16 protein-coding genes and 1 tRNA gene are annotated in these 16,610 nt (G+C 67.6%); 10 read left to right on the top strand and 7 right to left on the bottom strand.

Features of this window, described 5'->3' with window-relative positions; all coding sequences use genetic code 11:
• The first annotated feature begins 2 nt into the window (after nucleotides 1-2).
• The 3 genes from AC06G6_RS14290 to AC06G6_RS14280 all read left to right on the top strand — a co-directional run bounded on the left by AC06G6_RS14290 (nucleotide 3) and on the right by AC06G6_RS14280 (nucleotide 2,038).
• A complete protein-coding gene (locus tag AC06G6_RS14290; RefSeq protein ID WP_479823096.1) occupies nucleotides 3-995 on the top strand; it encodes a hypothetical protein in 993 nt (330 codons plus the stop codon).
• 120 nt (nucleotides 996-1,115) lie between these two features.
• Nucleotides 1,116-1,916, top strand: a complete 801-nt coding sequence (locus AC06G6_RS14285) for an SDR family oxidoreductase (protein ID WP_479823094.1) — start codon at nucleotides 1,116-1,118, stop codon at nucleotides 1,914-1,916.
• Nucleotides 1,917-1,962: 46 nt separating this feature from the next.
• Nucleotides 1,963-2,038: transfer RNA gene (locus tag AC06G6_RS14280), tRNA-Ala, on the top strand.
• 115 nt (nucleotides 2,039-2,153) lie between these two features.
• Here AC06G6_RS14280 and AC06G6_RS14275 read toward each other — a convergent pair.
• The 3 genes from AC06G6_RS14275 to AC06G6_RS14265 all read right to left on the bottom strand — a co-directional run bounded on the left by AC06G6_RS14275 (nucleotide 2,154) and on the right by AC06G6_RS14265 (nucleotide 4,990).
• Complete coding sequence (locus AC06G6_RS14275) at nucleotides 2,154-2,804, bottom strand: hypothetical protein (protein ID WP_479823092.1); 651 nt, start codon at nucleotides 2,802-2,804, stop codon at nucleotides 2,154-2,156.
• Nucleotides 2,805-2,944: 140 nt separating this feature from the next.
• Nucleotides 2,945-4,120, bottom strand: coding sequence for a hypothetical protein (locus AC06G6_RS14270; RefSeq protein ID WP_479823090.1), 1,176 nt, complete (start codon nucleotides 4,118-4,120; stop codon nucleotides 2,945-2,947).
• A 90-nt stretch (nucleotides 4,121-4,210) separates the two neighbouring features.
• Entirely contained in the window at nucleotides 4,211-4,990 is a 780-nt protein-coding gene (locus AC06G6_RS14265; RefSeq protein ID WP_479823088.1) for a glycoside hydrolase family 16 protein, read from the bottom strand.
• Nucleotides 4,991-5,205: 215 nt separating this feature from the next.
• Between AC06G6_RS14265 and AC06G6_RS14260 the strand changes: the two genes are divergently transcribed.
• The 6 genes from AC06G6_RS14260 to AC06G6_RS14235 all read left to right on the top strand — a co-directional run bounded on the left by AC06G6_RS14260 (nucleotide 5,206) and on the right by AC06G6_RS14235 (nucleotide 11,324).
• On the top strand, nucleotides 5,206-5,748 hold the full coding sequence (locus AC06G6_RS14260) for a PadR family transcriptional regulator (RefSeq protein ID WP_479828691.1): 543 nt from the start codon (nucleotides 5,206-5,208) through the stop codon (nucleotides 5,746-5,748).
• A 4-nt stretch (nucleotides 5,749-5,752) separates the two neighbouring features.
• A complete protein-coding gene (locus AC06G6_RS14255; protein ID WP_479823086.1) occupies nucleotides 5,753-7,465 on the top strand; it encodes an ABC1 kinase family protein in 1,713 nt (570 codons plus the stop codon).
• A 36-nt stretch (nucleotides 7,466-7,501) separates the two neighbouring features.
• Entirely contained in the window at nucleotides 7,502-7,969 is a 468-nt protein-coding gene (locus AC06G6_RS14250) for a GatB/YqeY domain-containing protein (protein ID WP_479823084.1), read from the top strand.
• Between the two features lie 154 nt (nucleotides 7,970-8,123).
• The gene (locus tag AC06G6_RS14245; protein ID WP_479828690.1) at nucleotides 8,124-9,245 is read left to right on the top strand and encodes a methyltransferase; all 1,122 of its coding nucleotides are present in this window, start codon (nucleotides 8,124-8,126) and stop codon (nucleotides 9,243-9,245) included.
• A 58-nt stretch (nucleotides 9,246-9,303) separates the two neighbouring features.
• The gene (locus tag AC06G6_RS14240) at nucleotides 9,304-10,896 is read left to right on the top strand and encodes an ABC-F family ATP-binding cassette domain-containing protein (protein WP_479823082.1); all 1,593 of its coding nucleotides are present in this window, start codon (nucleotides 9,304-9,306) and stop codon (nucleotides 10,894-10,896) included.
• Nucleotides 10,897-11,009: 113 nt separating this feature from the next.
• Entirely contained in the window at nucleotides 11,010-11,324 is a 315-nt protein-coding gene (locus tag AC06G6_RS14235; RefSeq protein ID WP_479823080.1) for a hypothetical protein, read from the top strand.
• 40 nt (nucleotides 11,325-11,364) lie between these two features.
• On the opposite strand, the gene AC06G6_RS14230 is transcribed toward AC06G6_RS14235, so the two are convergent.
• The 3 genes from AC06G6_RS14230 to AC06G6_RS14220 are packed head-to-tail and all read right to left on the bottom strand — an operon-like array spanning nucleotide 11,365 to nucleotide 14,598.
• Complete coding sequence (locus tag AC06G6_RS14230) at nucleotides 11,365-13,065, bottom strand: ABC1 kinase family protein (RefSeq protein WP_479823077.1); 1,701 nt, start codon at nucleotides 13,063-13,065, stop codon at nucleotides 11,365-11,367.
• A gap of 41 nt (nucleotides 13,066-13,106) precedes the next feature.
• On the bottom strand, nucleotides 13,107-14,102 hold the full coding sequence (gene corA / locus AC06G6_RS14225; RefSeq protein ID WP_479823075.1) for a magnesium/cobalt transporter CorA: 996 nt from the start codon (nucleotides 14,100-14,102) through the stop codon (nucleotides 13,107-13,109).
• Nucleotides 14,103-14,109: 7 nt separating this feature from the next.
• Nucleotides 14,110-14,598 (bottom strand): Lrp/AsnC family transcriptional regulator, encoded by a 489-nt coding sequence (locus AC06G6_RS14220; RefSeq protein ID WP_479823073.1) that lies wholly within the window; start codon nucleotides 14,596-14,598, stop codon nucleotides 14,110-14,112.
• 173 nt (nucleotides 14,599-14,771) lie between these two features.
• Between AC06G6_RS14220 and AC06G6_RS14215 the strand changes: the two genes are divergently transcribed.
• The gene (locus AC06G6_RS14215; protein ID WP_479823071.1) at nucleotides 14,772-16,010 is read left to right on the top strand and encodes an MFS transporter; all 1,239 of its coding nucleotides are present in this window, start codon (nucleotides 14,772-14,774) and stop codon (nucleotides 16,008-16,010) included.
• A 65-nt stretch (nucleotides 16,011-16,075) separates the two neighbouring features.
• Here the strand turns inward: AC06G6_RS14215 and AC06G6_RS14210 are convergent, their stop codons facing one another.
• Complete coding sequence (locus tag AC06G6_RS14210; RefSeq protein WP_307460300.1) at nucleotides 16,076-16,582, bottom strand: Lrp/AsnC family transcriptional regulator; 507 nt, start codon at nucleotides 16,580-16,582, stop codon at nucleotides 16,076-16,078.
• Nucleotides 16,583-16,610: the final 28 nt, after the last annotated feature.

Raw genomic sequence — 16,610 nt, 5'->3', positions numbered from 1 at the left:
GTGTGGATATCCCTCTTAGCAGCTCTGTGATCCTTGTCATTGCTGTTGCGCTCTGGATTGTGTGGGTTGCCCCCTACATGCTCCGGAACGGACGCCACCAACTGCAGCCCGCGGGCGAGCTTGCGGCGGACTTCATCGATCTCGAAACAGCAGCCCCCCAAGCCGGGAACGTCATGAAGATGGCGGCCCAGCAGGAGAAACCCATGACCAGCACCCAGCGCACCGAGTCCGCCCCGGGCACCACCGGACACGACGGCGGCCACACAACGGCGGCCGCCGGCCCGGCGTTCAGAATCCGCTACGGCCGGTTGGCCCTCGCCCTGGCCGGTCTGCTTTCGCTGCTGACCGGCGTCGTCTCAGCGGCCCTGCGACTCTTCGGCCTCGGCGCACCCTGGCTGCCGTTCGTTGCGTTGGCGGGCGCCGTCGCCGCGGTCTTTATGCTCCGCTGGCTTGCGGTCCGGGACCGCCGCCGAAAAATGAACGCCGCGTTTCGAGCGGCCATGAGCGCACCGGCCCGCCCGGCCCACCCGGCCGAGTCCGCCCCCGAGCGCCCGCTGCGGGAGCCGGCGGGCGAGCCCCGAGAACGCGCCGAGAGCCCGCTCTTTGACGCCCAGGCGGACGCCGCGGAACGTCAGCCGGCACCGAGGCCCCTGACCGCCCAGGAACTCCGCCAGGCGGCGCTGGCGGAAGCCATGGCCTCAGGCGACACGTCCGTCCGCGGCACCGTGGACGCCCGGCCCGCCGAAGGATCCAGCTGGGAGCCGGTGGAAGTCCCCAAGCCGACGTATGTAGAGGCGCCGAAGGCCGAGCGGGCCGCCCCTGAGCCGCTCGATCTGCCGGAAGCCCCGAAGGCAGTCGGAAAACCGTCGCTGAAGCAGGGCCTCCCGCAGACGCCGGCCGTCAGCGCCGGTGCGGACGCCGAGCAGAAGCCGATGGGCAAGGCCCAGAGCGCCCTCAGCAACCTGGACGACGTCCTGCAGCGACGCCGGGCCTGAGCTTCGTCCCTCCAGCCCCGGGCAGCCACCAACGGCCGCCCGGGGCTTTTTTGTGCCCGGCGGATCCTGGCCGGCGGTCCGCTGCGGCGCAGAACCCGGCCGGGGCGGTAGCCTCAGGGCATGACTCGAATTTGCGTTGCCGGGGGAACCGGCCAGGTGGGCCGCGAGGTGGTGCGGCAGGCCGTCGCGGCGGGGTCCGCGGTGGCGGTCCTCTGCCGGAATCCGCCGCCCGCCGGGGACCCCGCCCGGACCGCCGGCGCGGAGTACTTTGCGGCCGACGTGACCACGGGGGCGGGGCTGGCCGCGGCGCTGGCCGGGGCCGACGTCGTGATCGACTGCCTGGAGGGGCGGTCCGGGAAGGCGCTGAAAGACTTCGCCGACGGCGGCGCCCGGCTGCTTGCCGCCGCCCAGGACGCCGGCGTGCCCAGGGCCGTGATGCTGTCCATCGTCAACTGCGACCGGAGCAGCTTCGGCTACTACGCCTCGAAGGCAGCCAAGGAGTTGGTCTACGAGCGGTCCGGACTCGAGACCATCGCGCTCCGGGCGACGCAGTTCCATTCGCTGCTCGCGACCACTTTCGCCGCCGGCTCGAAACTGCGGATCATCCCCGTGGTCGCAGGCGCCCGTTTCCAGCCCATTGCACCCGCCGATGTCGCGGCCGCCCTGCTTGAGGAGGCCCTGAAACCCGCAACAGGACGGCGGCACAGCGTCAGGACCGTCGGCGGCCCCGAGATCCACGGGATGGGGGAGTTCGCCCGGCAATGGAAGGCCGCCACCGGCTCCCGTGCACGGCCGGTGCGTCTGCCGCTGCCCGGGGCGATGGGAAAATACCTGCGCGCGGGCCTGAACCTGGCCCCGGAGGAACGCCACGCCGGTGAGACTTTCAGCGGCTGGCTGGCAAAGAAGGCGGATAGTTTGTAGCCTAGGGACACCGGCAACGCCGTTCCTTCGGGACCGGCGTTGCTTCGGGGCTATAGCTCAGTTGGTAGAGCGCTTCGTTCGCATCGAAGAGGTCAGGAGTTCGAATCTCCTTAGCTCCACCATTTGCAGGGGTTTCCTGACCACCGGACTCCTGAATTAAACGCTTGGCGAAGAGTCTTCATGTTCATGTGTGCGGAGGGCCCGACTCAGCTCCCCCGAACCGTGCACCGATGCTGCCTAAGGGAAAATCACCGGGATCAGTTCATCCAGTGGCGTTTTGGTGCGACGGGCCCAGGCGCCCGCGGCGGCGGCCAGCGCCAAGGCGGAGCCGGACAGGACCCGGGATGCACCGTGGCGACTGACCAGCTCTGTCGCCGAACGCGATGCCCGTCCCTTCCCTGCCAGGGCCAGGACCTCAGTTGCCGCCTTCTCGCCGTTCCAGTGACCCGGCGGAAGGGTGCTGTCTTTGACGGGGTCCCCAGGTACCCAATCCGAGGCTCCGGCGAACCAGCTATCCAGCAGACCAAGGGCCGCACCGATGCAGCCGGCTACGGTCGGCGCTGTGCCGTCCGGCGATTCGGGCGGTATGTCTTCAAGTAGATCAGTGGCGTATCCGGTGGCGCCGCTGAGTATGGCGCTGACGACCTCCCGCAATATGTCAATCGCCAGGTCGCGCGAAGTGCCCACCGGGCTGAATAACTCCAAGTTGCGGCGTTCACTTGCGCTGGCCATCGCTCGATGGAGCTCTTGCATATCAACCGGCTGTCCGCCGCGGTAATCGATATCTTCAGCTGCAAACAACGCCTCAAGTTCTGCCATCCCCGGTGCTTGATTAATCTCAGGGATTCCGTCCGGTTCCGCGTCGCGCCGTTTGTAGCCGTCCGTCATTCGTCCATCGTGCCAGCATCGAAAGAACAGCGACAGGCCAACACACAAATCCGTACGGCCGGCCTTCCCGGCAGCGCGTCGCGTCAGCCAAGGGACCGCCTGGCGACGTGGGCCTCCATCCGGCCACGGCTCCCGGTGTGTTATCGATTTTGTTGGTAGCCCCAGCTGAGGGCGTCCCGCACGCAGCGGGTACTGAAACCGGGGTGATCCGCCGTGAGCCGTTCCACTTGCTCGGTAGTTTCGGACGGTGTCCAGGCGTAGCGGTATCCGTCCCGGATGAGTTTCTCGGCCTTGGCCATCGCATCGTCGAGGTCGGCCCGGGAGTGGAGATCGCCGAGCGTTCCATGGATAGGGATGGCCCCGAGGAACTGCCCTTTGGAGAACCGCCTGTTGAAGTAGAGAAGGTCGAACACTCCGTCGAGGAGATCGGCGGATCGCGCTGACGCGATGAGTTCTTTCCGGCGCCGCTTCTCTGCGTCCCGGTTGCCTTGGATCATAAAGGTTCCGTTGGCGAGGGTCCGGCGGTAGGTGTCGCGAGAGAAGCCCGGGGCATCGCCTTTCATCCGGCTCAGCACGGACTCGACGGTTTCGCCGTCGAGGTGGGCCGTGCCGTAAGTCGACGCATGGAACAAGAGCCGGTCTGCCCGGTTTTCCAGATCTTCCAGTTCAGCGGGCCGCACGTTTGGGAAAAGTACAGGGACCGAGAGCTTCATGTATTGGTTGTGGCGAAGCACGGCACGTCGACGGTTGTGTAGCACAATGACGAAGATGGAGTCCGGCAGGTCCAACCCCCATGACTCTTCGACCGCTTGCCGGCGAATGGACGCCTCGGCCCAATCAAGCCGGCTGTGAAAGTTGGGCGGCCTCGACGCTCCCTGGTAGCCGAACGAGGACAGCGTGTATGACTCATTCCCGCCATCTATGACGTCCTTAACAACGAAATGACCGTCCTGGAACGACAGACCGTCGTACCACGACCCGAAAACGAGCAAGGCTTCGGCGGCCAGGCGATGGGCAGGAATCCAATCCGATTCCGACAATGTCGACGCGTTCAGTCCACTGTTCCTCGCGTATCGGCTATCACCCAGGGACCGGATATGAACGTGGACCTGGTTCTGGCCCAATTCGCGGTCGACCGCGTTTTGGCTGAACGCGACGATCGGTATCAGGCGGTCCTGCCATGTCAGCAGGAAAAGGTCTCCTCCGGTTTGCGCGGCGCCGTTGATCAGTTCCAGCCGGGCCTGGCGGTCATGGTCAACAATGCGGCGCCGCGCGCCACTCATGAAGCCGTCCGGCTGGTCCCCAATTGTGAACACTTATCCCCCTGAAATACAGCCGAAGCCAGCCTCTTACACATGCATCATAGGGGTGGGTGGTCCGCGTCCCCGCGCACTTGTCCGGTGCTGCTACTTCCAGGCCCGCACGTAGTCGACCTTCACGGTGGAGGCTTTCCCGTACACGGTGCTGGTGTTGGCCTTGCCGATATTCAGGACGAGGTACTGCGGGGAGTTGCCGTCGTCGGTGCGGAACGACTTGACCTTGACGCCGTCCACGTAGACCTCGGAGACATTGTCCTTCCGCCACAGGCCGTAGACGTGGAACTTGTCGCCCCAATAGCCCGGAATGGGTCCGTGGTTGTAGGTTCCGGAGCTTGAGTGGTAATTGGACGTGAGCTTTCCCTCGAGCACTTCGGCGATGTCGTTCTCGCCCGTGGCCGGCCAGGACTGCCCGGTGGTCCACCACGCGGGAAAGTTGTGGAGCACCTTTCCGTTCCCGGGGAAGGAAATGCGGGCCTCGACGTAGCCGGTCCGGAACTCGTAACCAGTCTTGGCGGCGTCCAGCGGGTTCGACGACACCAGGGCGCCCGTGCCGGCCTTCGCGAGCTTCAGCGACAGGTGCCCGCCGCCGACGGAGACGTTTGCGGGGTCAGTCTTGACCTTGTTCACCCGGCCGCCGCCGAACCAGGACCGGGACCACTTGTTCGTGTCGAGGGTGGTCCCATTGAACTCATCACCGAAGGTCTGGGTCCACGAACCGGGAACCCCCACGGGCATCGGTGTCGACTGGGTCGAACCCGCCGGCGTCTCCGGGGACGCCGCCTGCGCAGCGACGGCGCCGAGCGAGGCGGTCAAGGACAGCGCGGCCCCCGCCGCAGTACCGGAAAACAACGTGGTGAGTTTCTTCATGACTACTCCCGGAGCTCACGTTCGATCGTTGAGTCATCTGCGGCGCGGGGCGCGATGGCGAGGAAATGCGCCGTACTCTATGGTGGCACCGAACCGGCATGACCGCCGCAACCAATATGGCCGGAGCGGGCCGGCACCGCTCTCCGTTTCGTGCATTTCGGATGTATCGTTGACTATCGTTGTATATCGTTCGCGATTTTCCAGAGGAGAGCATGATGCGCAGTTCATACCCGGCAGGCGGATTCCGCGGCAACAATGTCGACAGCATGTGGCAGGCCGTCGAGGAGTTGCGTTCGAGGTTCGAGAAACGCTCGGGTTCCCGTGCGGGGCGGGGCGAGGTGCGCTCGGCCGTGCTGGCACTGCTCGCCGAGCGGCCGATGCACGGCTACCAGATCATTCGTGAAATCGAGGAGCGCAGCGGTGGCAGCTGGAAGCCCAGCGCAGGCTCCGTCTATCCCACCCTCCAGCTGCTGGCCGATGAGGGCCTTATCCGTGCCGAGGAATCCAACGGCCGCAAGATCTATTCCCTGACGGAAGCCGGCCGGGAAGCCGTGGCGGGCGCCGACGCGTCAGCGCCCTGGGACTCGGCGGCACCGGCGTCGGGCACCGGATTCGCGGCGCTGCCCAAAGCGGGTGTCGAACTCGCACAGGCCGCGTCCCAGGTGGGCCGCACCGGGACCCCGGAGCAAGTGCAGGAGGCCGTGGCCGTGCTCGACGACGCGCGCCGCCGGCTGTACGCGATCCTCGCCAAGGGCTGACGGGGTGACGTCGGTTCGCCCGGACCGCGCAGATCCGCTTCCCCGCGGCGGGGCCTACCGTGCGCGTTACCGTCGCATCCTGCGCTTCGCCGCGTGGCATCTCGCGGTGACCTGGTGGTTTGAGCTGTTCCTCCCGCGCCTCGGGCTGGTCCGCATTGCCGAGCGCACCAGGGCGAAGAGGATGCTGCTCTTCGCGCAGCGCTTCCATGTCCTGGCGGTGGACCTCGGCGGTCTCATGATCAAAGTCGGTCAGTTCCTGTCCTCCAGGCTCGACGTGCTGCCGCCCGAGATCACCACGGAACTTGAGGGGCTCCAGGACGAGGTGCCTCCGGTGTCCTTCTCCGCGATCCGCACTCTCGCCGAAGCTGAGCTGGGCGCGCCGCTGAAGCAGTTGTTCGCCTCAGTGGAGGAGACACCGATCGCAGCAGCGTCCCTCGGGCAGGCGCACCGGGCGATGCTTCGTCCGGGCGACGCCGACGACACCGGGCTTGAGAGTGTCGTGCTGAAGGTCCAGCGGCCGGGCATCGATGCCATCGTCGACGTCGACCTGGCGGCACTGCGCAAGGTCGGCGGCTGGCTCAGCCGGGTGCGCCTGGTGTCCGACCGTGCCGACATGCCCGCCCTGGTCGAGGAGTTTGCGCAGACCAGCCTGGAGGAGATCGACTACCTGCATGAGGGGGCAAACGCGGAACGGTTCGCGGCTGAATTTACCGATGACAGCCGCGTGGGCGTGCCCGACGTCGTCTGGGAGCGGAGCACCCGCCGGGTCCTCACCCTCGAGGACGTCACGGCGATAAAGATCACGGACTCGGCGGCGCTGCTGGCGGCGGGCATCGATCCGGCGCAGGTTGCCCCGGTTTTCGCCTCGGTCATGTTCGACCAGATGTTCACTACCGGTTTCTTCCACGCCGATCCCCACCCCGGCAACATCTTTGTCACCCCGGTTGCCGGTCCGCCCGGAACGCGCCCCTGGAAGCTGACCTTCATCGACTTCGGCATGATGGGGGAGGTTCCGGCGAGCACGCGCAGCGGGCTGCGGAAGCTGCTCATCGCGGCTGCCTCGCGTGACGGCGAGGGGCTGGTGACCGCCATCCGGAACGTGGGTGTGCTGGTGCCCTCGGCCGACACGGTGGAGCTGGAACGGGCGATGACGCACCTCTTCGCCCGGTTCGGCGGGATGGGCTTCGCCGAGCTTCGCGAGGTCGACCCGCGGGAGTTCCGGGACTTTGCGGTGGAGTTCGGCGACGTGGTCCGCTCCTTGCCGTTCCAGCTGCCGGAGAATTTCCTGCTCATCATCCGGGCCATGTCGCTGACGTCCGGAGTGTGCAGCTCGCTGGATGCCCGGTTCAATCTCTGGGACTCGGTCGAACCCTACGCGGCGCAGCTGCTGCGCGACGAGCGCGGCAACATTGTGCAGGACGTGACACAGCAGGCGTTCGACGCCGCCGGGCTGGCCCTGGGCCTGCCGAAACGTCTGAATGGGATCCTGACCCGGCTGGAGGACGGTTCGCTGGCGGTTGCCAGTCCGCGCCTTGAGCAACAGATCCGACGGCTGGACCGTACGGGGCAGCGATCAGCTTCGGCCCTGATCTTCGGCGCCCTGCTCATTGCCGGTTCCGTGGCCCGCGCGGATGACACGGTGCTCGGCAATGTCCTCATGCTGGTGTCGGTGGTTCCGCTGCTGCACGGACTATGGGCGGGGCGCAGCGGCCTCTGAGAGCCCGATATCCTGTCCAGTGAGACGAGGAGAATCATGACCACCCTGAAAGAACGACTGCACGCCGACGTCGTCGGCCACATGAAGGACCGCAACAAGGTCGCACTCACCACGGTGCGCAACGTCCTGGGCGAAATCGAAACCCGCGAGAAGTCCGGCAAGACCCCGATCGTGCTCGACGACGCCCAGGTGACGTCCCTGCTGCAGAAGGAAGCCGCCAAGCGCCGCGACACCGCCCGCATCTACACCGAGGCGGGAGAGGCCGAACGGGCCGCCGCGGAAATCGCCGAAGCCGAGATCATCGAGGCGTACCTGCCGAAGGCACTGACCGCCGCCGAGGTGGAGGCGATTGTCGACGACGTGATCGGTGACCTCACGGCCGACGGCACCGAACTGACGATGCGCCAGCTGGGCGCGGTGATGAAGCCGGTGACCGCCAAGGTCGCCGGACGCTTCGACGGCAAAGCCGTCAGCGAGATCGTCCGCAGCCGCATCGCACAGTGACCGGGCGCCCGGCTGTATCCTGAGTAGGTGCGTTCCGCCGCACACGTCAGTCTCCGATCCGCCCTCGGACTCTGGGATTGGAACTCTTATCGCTACCGCCGTGCCGGACCAACCCCTGGCCATCCCCTCCCGCACGCCCCCGCAGGCAGCCGCGGTGGACGAGCCTGCGGTCGTTACCTGGGCAGAGGGCGGCCACAGCAGGACCGCCCGCTGGCGGTCGGCGAACGGCAGGCCCGCGCCCGCCCGCGTTGAAGTGGTCACTGACTCCCTCACCGCCGACGAGGCGAACCGGATGGCGTCCCAGGGCACCGCGATGCTCTGGCAGGGTGACTTCCACAATGCGCGGCAGATCCTCAACGCCCTGGACCGGCGGGTGGGCGCCGGGAAGAAAAAGGCCGCTCCCGCCCCGGCCGATGAGTTCTACCGGCACCGCCAGTCCCGCTCGCACCGGGCACGCATTCTCGGCCTGCTGCTGGTGCAGCTTGACCCGGGGCCGGCCGTGCCGCTGCGGCGCGCCCCGGACCTCCGGCAGGCCGCCCAGGAGGCGTACGGGGACATCAGCGAGCCTTCGGTGGTGTCGCTCCACGAGCTCGTCGGGGCCATCGGCGCGCACGAATGGCGCAAAAACGGCGTCTACGTCGAAGCCCTGCAGGACCGCATCCACCCGCACTACGGCACGTTCTTCCCGACCCGCAGCGAGTACGTCGACCTGGTGGCCGCCGCGCCGCTGCCCTCCGACACGCTGGCGTTCGACGTCGGTACAGGCACCGGCGTGCTCGCTGCCGTGCTCGCCCGCCGCGGCGTCCGCCGCGTCGTGGCGACGGACAATGAACCCCGCGCGATTGCCTGCGCCGAGGAGAACTTCCGGAACCTCGGCGTCCAGGACAGGGCAGAGGCTGTCCTGACCGACATGTTCGCGCCCGGCCGTGCGCCGCTCATCGTGTGCAACCCGCCGTGGATTCCGGCCACGCCGCATTCCTCGCTGGACAATGCCGTCTACGACCCCGGCAACCGGATGCTCTTCCGTTTCCTGAACGAGCTCGCCGAGCACCTGGAGCCGGGCGGTGAGGGGTGGCTCGTGCTCTCTGATCTGGCCGAACATCTGGGGCTGCGGTCCCGCGATGACCTGCTGGGCGCCATCGGGGCCGCCGGGCTGAAGGTGCTGGGACGCTCCGACACCAAACCCACCCACCCCAAGGCATCCGACCGGAACGATCCTTTGTTCGCGGCCCGGTCGGCCGAAGTCACCTCGCTGTGGCGGCTCGTGCCCCGCTAGTCCCGCGCCCCGCCGGGTGCCCCCGCCGTTCAGACCCCACATCGAAAGAGAAATACCCATGAGCCTGATCCGGCTGCAAGACGTCAGCGTGCGCTTCGACAACACCCAGATTCTCCGGGAAGCGTTCTTCCGCCTCGAGACGGGCGACCGGGTGGGCCTGATCGGCAAAAACGGCTCCGGCAAGACAACCATCCTAAAACTGGTCCTCGACCAGGTGACGCCGGATACCGGCACGGTCACCCTGGAACTCGGCACCAAGGTGGGCTACTTCTCCCAGTTCTCCGAACTCAACGGGGACGCCACGATTCTTGAAGTCCTCGACGCGCTGTTTACCGAGATCAAGGCGATCGAGGCCGAGCTGGCCGCCATCGACGGCGCTATCGCCGCCGACCCGGCGGGCGCCGAACTCGACCGCCTCATCGGCCGCCAGGCCGAGCTGTTCGAGGACATGGAACGGCTCGACGGCTGGGACTACCCGCGGCGCATCGACACCGTCCTCACCACGCTGGGCTTCGACGAGGCCCACCGGAGCTGCGCGATCGACGAGCTGTCCGGCGGCTGGCGCAACCGCGCGGCCCTGGCCAAAATCCTGCTCGAAGGCCCCGACGTGCTGCTGCTCGACGAGCCCACGAACTTCCTGGACGTGGCCGGCGTCGAATGGCTCGAAAGCTGGTTCCGGGACTTCAAGGGCGCCGCGATCATCGTCTCGCACGACCGGAAATTCCTCGACGCCGTCGTCACCCGGATCATCGAGGTGGAGAACTTCCACCTGCACGAATACCCGGGCAACTTCGGCGAGTACGTGGTGCAGAAACAGTTCCGCCTCAAGACCCTGGAGCAGCAGTTCGTGCACGAATCGGAGCTCCTGGCCTTCGAGGCCGAAGGGATCTCCGACCGCCGCGAGGCGGCCAAGGCCGCCAGCAGCGGGCTCGGGAACCAGCTGGCCAAAATCAAGAAGTCCCGCACCCCCCGCCCGGTCGACCAGATTGTCACCGAGATCTACGGCGGCCTGCACGTCAAGGACGTGCTCTGCCGGGTCGAGGGACTCGGCAAGTCCTACGGCGAAAAGCTGCTGTTCGACGGCCTGTCCTTCGAGATCCGCCGCGGCAACCGGATCGTCGTCCTCGGCTCCAACGGCAGCGGCAAGTCCACACTCCTGAAGGTGCTGACCGGCGAAGAGCAAGCCGATTCCGGCGACGTGGCCTGGGCCAAGGGGCCAGGCTTCGTCTCCTACAACCAGATGCTCGAGGACCTCGACGACGCCGACACCGTCTCGCACGCGGTCAACGCGCTGCCCGACAGCCTGGCGTTCAGCGCCACGAAGAAGTCCGTCAACCGGTTCCTGGCGATGTTCCAGTTCTCCGAGGCGGACCTCAAACAGAAGATCGGGAACCTCTCCGGCGGGCAGAAGGCGCGCGTCGCGATGGCGCAGTGCCTCCTCTCCGGCGCCTCGGTCCTGCTGCTGGATGAGCCGACCAACCATCTGGACATGTCCAGCACCCAGGTCATGGAACGCGCGCTGGTGCACTTCCCGGGCGCCGTCGTGGTGGTCAGCCACGACCGGTTCTTCAGCGAAAAAATCGCCAACCGCCACCTGGTGTTCGGCGCCGACGGCGCCGCACCGGGCGAAATCGACGTCCGCGCCGCCTAGTCCGGCGGCGGAACGGCACGGCCGGGCCGGTGCCTGTCTGACGCGGGCCGCGGGGAGTGTGACCGCACGCTGTCCGGACCCCCGGACCGCCGTGTCCGCGGGATAATGGAAGCATGACGGAACAGGACCAGGACCGCGACCCGTGGGAGGAGTTCGACCGGCTCAACCCGGCGGGACCCGACCGGGTGGCAGGCTACCCCGGGGGTGAACCCGTGGGCTTCGGCTTCCGCACGGGCGTCCGCAGCGCGAAGGTGGCCATCGGGTTCGCCGTCTATGCCCTGGCGCTGGGAACGATCCTGGTGGTGGTCGGCGCCGTCGTCTTCATCGGCGAAGGCCAGTGGCTGCTGCTCGGGCTGATGGTGCTGATCGAGGCGGTGTTTGTCCTGGCGTTCAGCCGGCTGGTCGCGCAGGCCCGGCGGCGCCGCTAAGCACCGGCGCCGCTGACAGCCTAGGGGTGGCGCGGTCGCGCTATCTCCGGTGCCGGGAGGTCAGGGCCAGGTAGACCCCCAGCGCACCCACGCCGCCGATCCCCGCGGTGAAGAGGGTCTTCGGCCAGTTCCGCCAGTTCTCCGGCTGGGCGGACACCAGCTCCCCGACGGCGTTGATCAGGGCGGCGGTGATCAGTCCGGCGACGATCCGGTTCCCGGTTTTCTCCGCTTTGTCCATCAGCCGGTCCAGCTCCTCGGCCCGGAAATGAATGTCGATGCCGCCGCGCTCCAGGACATCCACCACCCGGCGCATGATCTCCGGCGCCTCCGTCCCGAAGCGCAGGGCTTCCCGGCCGAGCTTTTTCAGCCGGTCCGCCAGGGCCTCGGGGGACAGCGAGCCCAGGATCATCTGCTGCGCGAAGGGTGCCAGCTGCGTGGTCAGCTCGAATCCGGGGTCCAGCTGTTTGCCCAGGCCGTCCGCCATGACCAGCATCTTCAGCAGCAGGGCTGTTTCCCGCGGCAGCCGCAGCCGGTTTTCGCGCAGCAGGGCCGCCAGATCCGTCAGGACCGCGACGATCGGGATCTCCGTGAGCGGCCGTCCGGCATACCGGTCCACGAGCCGCCCCAGGTCCGTCTGCAGCCCGCCGAAGCCGCCGCCCGCCTGCGCCCCGCACAGGCGGACCAGGGCGGTGGTCAGCCGGGCGGCGTCCTGGTCCACGACGGCCACCAGCATCCTGACCAGCTGATCACGCGTCGAGTCGCTGATGTGGCCGACCATACCGAAGTCGATGATGCCCAGCCGCCCGTCCGCCTCCACGAAGAAGTTTCCCGGATGCGGGTCGGCGTGGAAGAACCCGTCCTCGAACACCATCTTCAACAGGACGTTGCAGGCCCGCCGGGCCAGCTCGCCGGCGTCGATCCCCGCCGCCCGCAGCGCGGCCGCGTCGTTGACTTTGATGCCGCGGATCCGCTCCAGCGTGAGGACCCGGGCTGTGGTGGTGTCCCAGAAGACCAGAGGGATGTGGACGCGGCCGTCGCCCGCGAAGTTCGCGGCGAAGTGCTCCACGTTCCGGGCTTCCTGCAGGTAGTCCAGTTCGGCGCGCAGGGTCTGGGAGAACTCATCGACGAGGGCCGCCAGATGGACGGCGGCGGCCCGCGTGGAGGCCCGCTCCGCGCGTTTGGCCAGCTCGGCCATGATCTCCAGGTCCTCGTTGATCTGGGCCACGACGCCGGGCCGGCGGACTTTGACCACGACGTCGATGCCCCGGCCGGCGGCCGCGCCACCGGGGATGCCCGCTGCGGCGTCCGTCGGATCCAGGGTGATCCGGCCGCAGTGGGCCTGGCCGATGGAGCCGGTGGCGAGGGGAGTGTCGTCCAGCGAAGCGAGCAGCCGGTCCGCCGCGGTGCCGAGCTCCTCGGTGATGACGGCGCGGACTTCGGCGGCTGTAATGGGCGGGGACGCGTCCTGGAGCTTCGCGAGCTCGGTGGCGTACTCCGGCGGCAGCACGTCGGTGCGCGTTGACACGATCTGGCCGAACTTGATGTACACGGCGCCGAGGTCCTCGAGGGCGAGCCGGACGCGCACCGGCAGGCTCGCGCCCCGCGGCGGACGCCGGTGCTGGGCCGGGGCCCTATCCGCGGGCCGGATCCGGTCCAGCCCAAGGGTCCCCAGCGCGAAGCCCAGCCCGTGCCTCGTCAGGGTCTCCACGATGTCCCGGAACCGGTCCCGCCGTGCGCTCATGACGCCAGACTACACGCGGGTCCGCCGAACGGATCCGGTGGTCAGAGCCAGCCTTTCCGCTTGAAGATGCCGTACATCAGGGCGGCGGTGGAGCCCATCAGCGCGATGGCCATCGGGTAGCCGTAGCTCCACTGCAGCTCCGGCATCCCCTCAAAGTTCATGCCGTAGATGCCTGCCACAATGGACGGGGCGAAGAAGATGGCCGCCCAGGACGAGATCTTCTTGACCTGCTCATTCTGCTCGGCGCTGGCCTCGTTCTGCCGGTTGGCCGTCAGCGTCCCGTCGAGGGTGAGGGCGTTCTGCAGGAGGTCCCGGAAGGAATCGGCGCGGGAGATCAGCCGCTCCACGTGGTCTTCGACGTCGCGGAGGTTGTGCTGGAGCTCGGGTTTTATTTCGTATTTCTCGAAGCCGCCCCGGAGCAGCTGCATCATGGCCGGGAGCGGATGGATGGCGCGCTGGAACTGGATGACCTCGCGGGCCAGTTCGTAGATCCGCCGCGAGACCGTGGAGTCGCCGCTGAACAGCTGGTCCTCGATTTCGTCGATGTCGTTCTCCAGCCCCGCCACGACGGGCACGTAGTCGTCCACCACCTGGTCCATCAGGGCGTAGAGCACAGCTTCCGGGCCGTGGCACAGGAGGTCGGGGCGCTTCTCCATCTTTCGCCGCACCTGTGCCACCCCGCCGGTTTCGGCATGCCGGACGGTGACGACGAAATTCTTCCCGGTGAACACGTGGAGTTCGCCGAATTCCACGGTTTCCGTCGAGTCCAGGTACCGCGCGGGCCGCAGCACCGTGAACAGGATGTCGTCGTAGCGTTCGAGCTTGGGGCGCTGGTGGGCCGAAATGGCGTCTTCCACGGCGAGGCTGTGCAGCCCGAACTCCGCGGCGACGGCGGCCATTTCATCCTCCGTCGGCCGGTACAGGCCGATCCACGCCATCCCGCCGTGCCGGCTCAGGGTGTCAAAGGTCTGTTCGAGGCTCTGCGGCTCGGCGCTGCGAACGCCGTCAACGTAGACGGCGTTATCGATGATAGTCACGGGCTCATTATCCAGTCTTCAGCGAGCTGCCCTGGGCCAGCCGGCTGATCAGCGGTTCGGTGCGGTACTGGATGTGGGTGTACAGGGCAAGGACGGTCTCGGTCCGGATGACGCCCTTGATCCGCAGAATGGAGCGCAGGGCGGCCTGCAGGCTGTGGGTGTCGGTGGCCACTACGCGGCACCACACGTCGCCGCGTCCGGAGATCTCGTGGACTTCCAGGACCTGCGCGATCAGGCGCAGGGCTCCCACCACACCGTCGAGTTCCCGGTGGTTGACCTCGATGGTCACGAAGGCGACGACGTCGTAGCCCACCGCTTCAAGATCGATCTCGCGGCCGCCGTCGTGCAGCAAACCCGAACGCTGCATGCGCCGGACGCGGGACTGCGCGGTGTTGCGGGCAATGCCCAGCTTTTCGCTGAGGTCGCCGATCTGGATCCGCGGGTCCCGGATGAGTTCCAGCAGGATTTTCAGGTCGGTGGGGTCCAGGCTGTTCAAATCATCACTTCCGTTCACTTTGAGGGCGGCTGATTGATTGTTTTGATCAATTTTGGCATGAAATTTAGCTGCAAGGAGCAGCAATGCACCATTCTGGGAGTATCGAATCAGAACGGGCTGGCGATTCCCCACCAGGGGGAACACGCGGCCCGCTTCCATGCAAGGGCAAGGTCATGACGGTCTTCAGCGAACTTCGCATGCGCCCCGCCACGGCAGACCGCTGGGGCTGGGACGCTTCCACCACGGCGCGGCTGGTGATGGCCGGCGTCGTGATTTTCACGCTGCTGGTCGGCGCGAATCTTGCCACGCCGCTGTACCCGCTGCTGCAGGCCAAACTGGGCATTTCCGCCTTGGGTGTCACGGTGGCCTTCTCCGCGTATGTCCTGGCGCTGGTGGCGACCCTGATCCTGGCCGGGCACTGGTCGGACCACATCGGCCGCCGGGCCGCGCTGGTCCTTGCCGTGCTGGTGGGCCTCGCCGGCGGCTCCGTTTTCGCCGCGGCGGACAGCCTGTTCGCGCTGTGCGTCGGCAGGGCGCTGCAGGGCATCGCGGTGGCACTCGCCACCGGCGCAAGTTCGGCGGCCCTGCGGGAACTGCTGCCCAGCCGCCCCGAGTGGGCCTCGCGGTTCACCCTGCTGGCATCCGCCGGGGGTGTGGCGGCCGGCCCGGCCATCGGGGGAGTGCTCTCGCTGCTGCCCGGACCCACGACCACGCCGTATTATCTGCATTCCCTGGTCCTGGCCGCGCTGCTGGTCCCGCTGTACCTGCTGAAAGCCCGTCCGGCCATCGCCTCGGTCGCGGGTCCGCAGCCGTTGCGCGTACTGGCGCCCCGCCGCCCGTCGGTGTCCAGTGAGGCGCGCGGCGCCTTCTGGCTGGCGTCCTCGGTGGGGTTCCTCAGCTTCACCGTCTTCGGCTTCTGCCTTTCCCTGGCGCCCAGCTATTTCGCCCAGATCGTCCACGCGGATTCGCGGCCGCTGATCGGCCTGCTGGCGGGACTGACGCTCGCGTCCTCCGCGCTCAGCCAGCTCCTCGCGGTGCGGGGACGCTTCGTGGTGCCGATCGGACTGGGCATGCTCGCCGTGTCGGTGCTGCTGATCGCCGCGGCCGCCGCCTGGAACAGTCCCTGGCTGCTGATCCTCGCGAGCATCACCGCGGGCCTGGGACAGGGAGTGTCCTTCCGGACCGTCTTCAACGATGTGGCCGGGAAGGTCGAACCTTCCCGCCACGCCCAGATCATCAGCACGGTCTACGTCATCACGTACCTCGGCAGCGCCTTTCCCGTCATCGGGCTGGGGCTGGCCGCCGGCGTCGTCGGCCTCCAGACGGCGGTCGCCGGCTTTGTGGTGCTCTGCTCGGTGGCCGGGGCCACCCTTGCCGCCATCACGCTGCGCGCGGCGCTGCGCCGCGCCTGACTGCGCCGGGCCTGACTGCCCCCGGCGGAGCTGAAGCGGCGCCGGAGGTGACGCGGCGCCCGGCGCTAGTCGGGCAGCGGGCCCTGGTTGCCCTGGATGTGGTCGAACACGAGGGTGGTCTCGGTGTGCCCCACCACCGGATCCGTGGCCAGATTGTCCAGCACCCAGTCGCGGAGGTCCTCGGTGGTGGCGACGGCGATGTGCAGCAGGTAGTCCACCGAGCCCGAGGTGTGGAAGGTCGAGAGCACGGCCGGGAGCTTCGGGACCCGGGCCGTGAAGCGGTCGATCTGTTCGCGGTCGTGGGCGCGGAGCCTGACGGCGATGAGGGCCTGAACGGAGCGGCCGATCGCGGAGAGGCTCAGCTTCGCCTCGAAGCCCTGGATAATCCCGCGCTCGGAGAGCGCACGCGTGCGCATCAGGGCCGTGGACGGTGCGATGCCGACCAGCTCGGCCAGCTGCTTGTTGGAGATTCGGGCATCGGCCACAAGTGCCGCGAGCAGGCGCTCGTCGATAGCGTCCAGCGGCTCGCCGGCACCCGCTCCCGGCCGAAGATTCTTCGCACTGCTACTCACGGATCCTCCTTGATGGGTTGTCAGTTCA

This window comes from Arthrobacter sp. CJL-S3 (assembly GCF_056711635.1).
The sequence above is the reverse complement of the archived record's forward strand: the minus strand, read 5'-3'. Positions and strand labels throughout refer to the sequence as shown.

Excerpts from the sequence above, each read along its gene's own strand:
- AC06G6_RS14285 (WP_479823094.1), top strand. The coding sequence starts at position 1,116 with ATGACTCGAATTTGCGTTGCCGGGGGAACCGGCCAGGTGGGCCGCGAG.
- AC06G6_RS14275 (WP_479823092.1), bottom strand. The coding sequence starts at position 2,804 with ATGACGGACGGCTACAAACGGCGCGACGCGGAACCGGACGGAATCCCT.
- AC06G6_RS14230 (WP_479823077.1), bottom strand. The coding sequence starts at position 13,065 with ATGAGCGCACGGCGGGACCGGTTCCGGGACATCGTGGAGACCCTGACG.
- AC06G6_RS14215 (WP_479823071.1), top strand. The coding sequence starts at position 14,772 with ATGACGGTCTTCAGCGAACTTCGCATGCGCCCCGCCACGGCAGACCGC.
- AC06G6_RS14250 (WP_479823084.1), top strand. The coding sequence starts at position 7,502 with ATGACCACCCTGAAAGAACGACTGCACGCCGACGTCGTCGGCCACATG.
- AC06G6_RS14235 (WP_479823080.1), top strand. The coding sequence starts at position 11,010 with ATGACGGAACAGGACCAGGACCGCGACCCGTGGGAGGAGTTCGACCGG.
- AC06G6_RS14260 (WP_479828691.1), top strand. The coding sequence starts at position 5,206 with ATGCGCAGTTCATACCCGGCAGGCGGATTCCGCGGCAACAATGTCGAC.
- AC06G6_RS14265 (WP_479823088.1), bottom strand. The coding sequence starts at position 4,990 with ATGAAGAAACTCACCACGTTGTTTTCCGGTACTGCGGCGGGGGCCGCG.
- AC06G6_RS14240 (WP_479823082.1), top strand. The coding sequence starts at position 9,304 with ATGAGCCTGATCCGGCTGCAAGACGTCAGCGTGCGCTTCGACAACACC.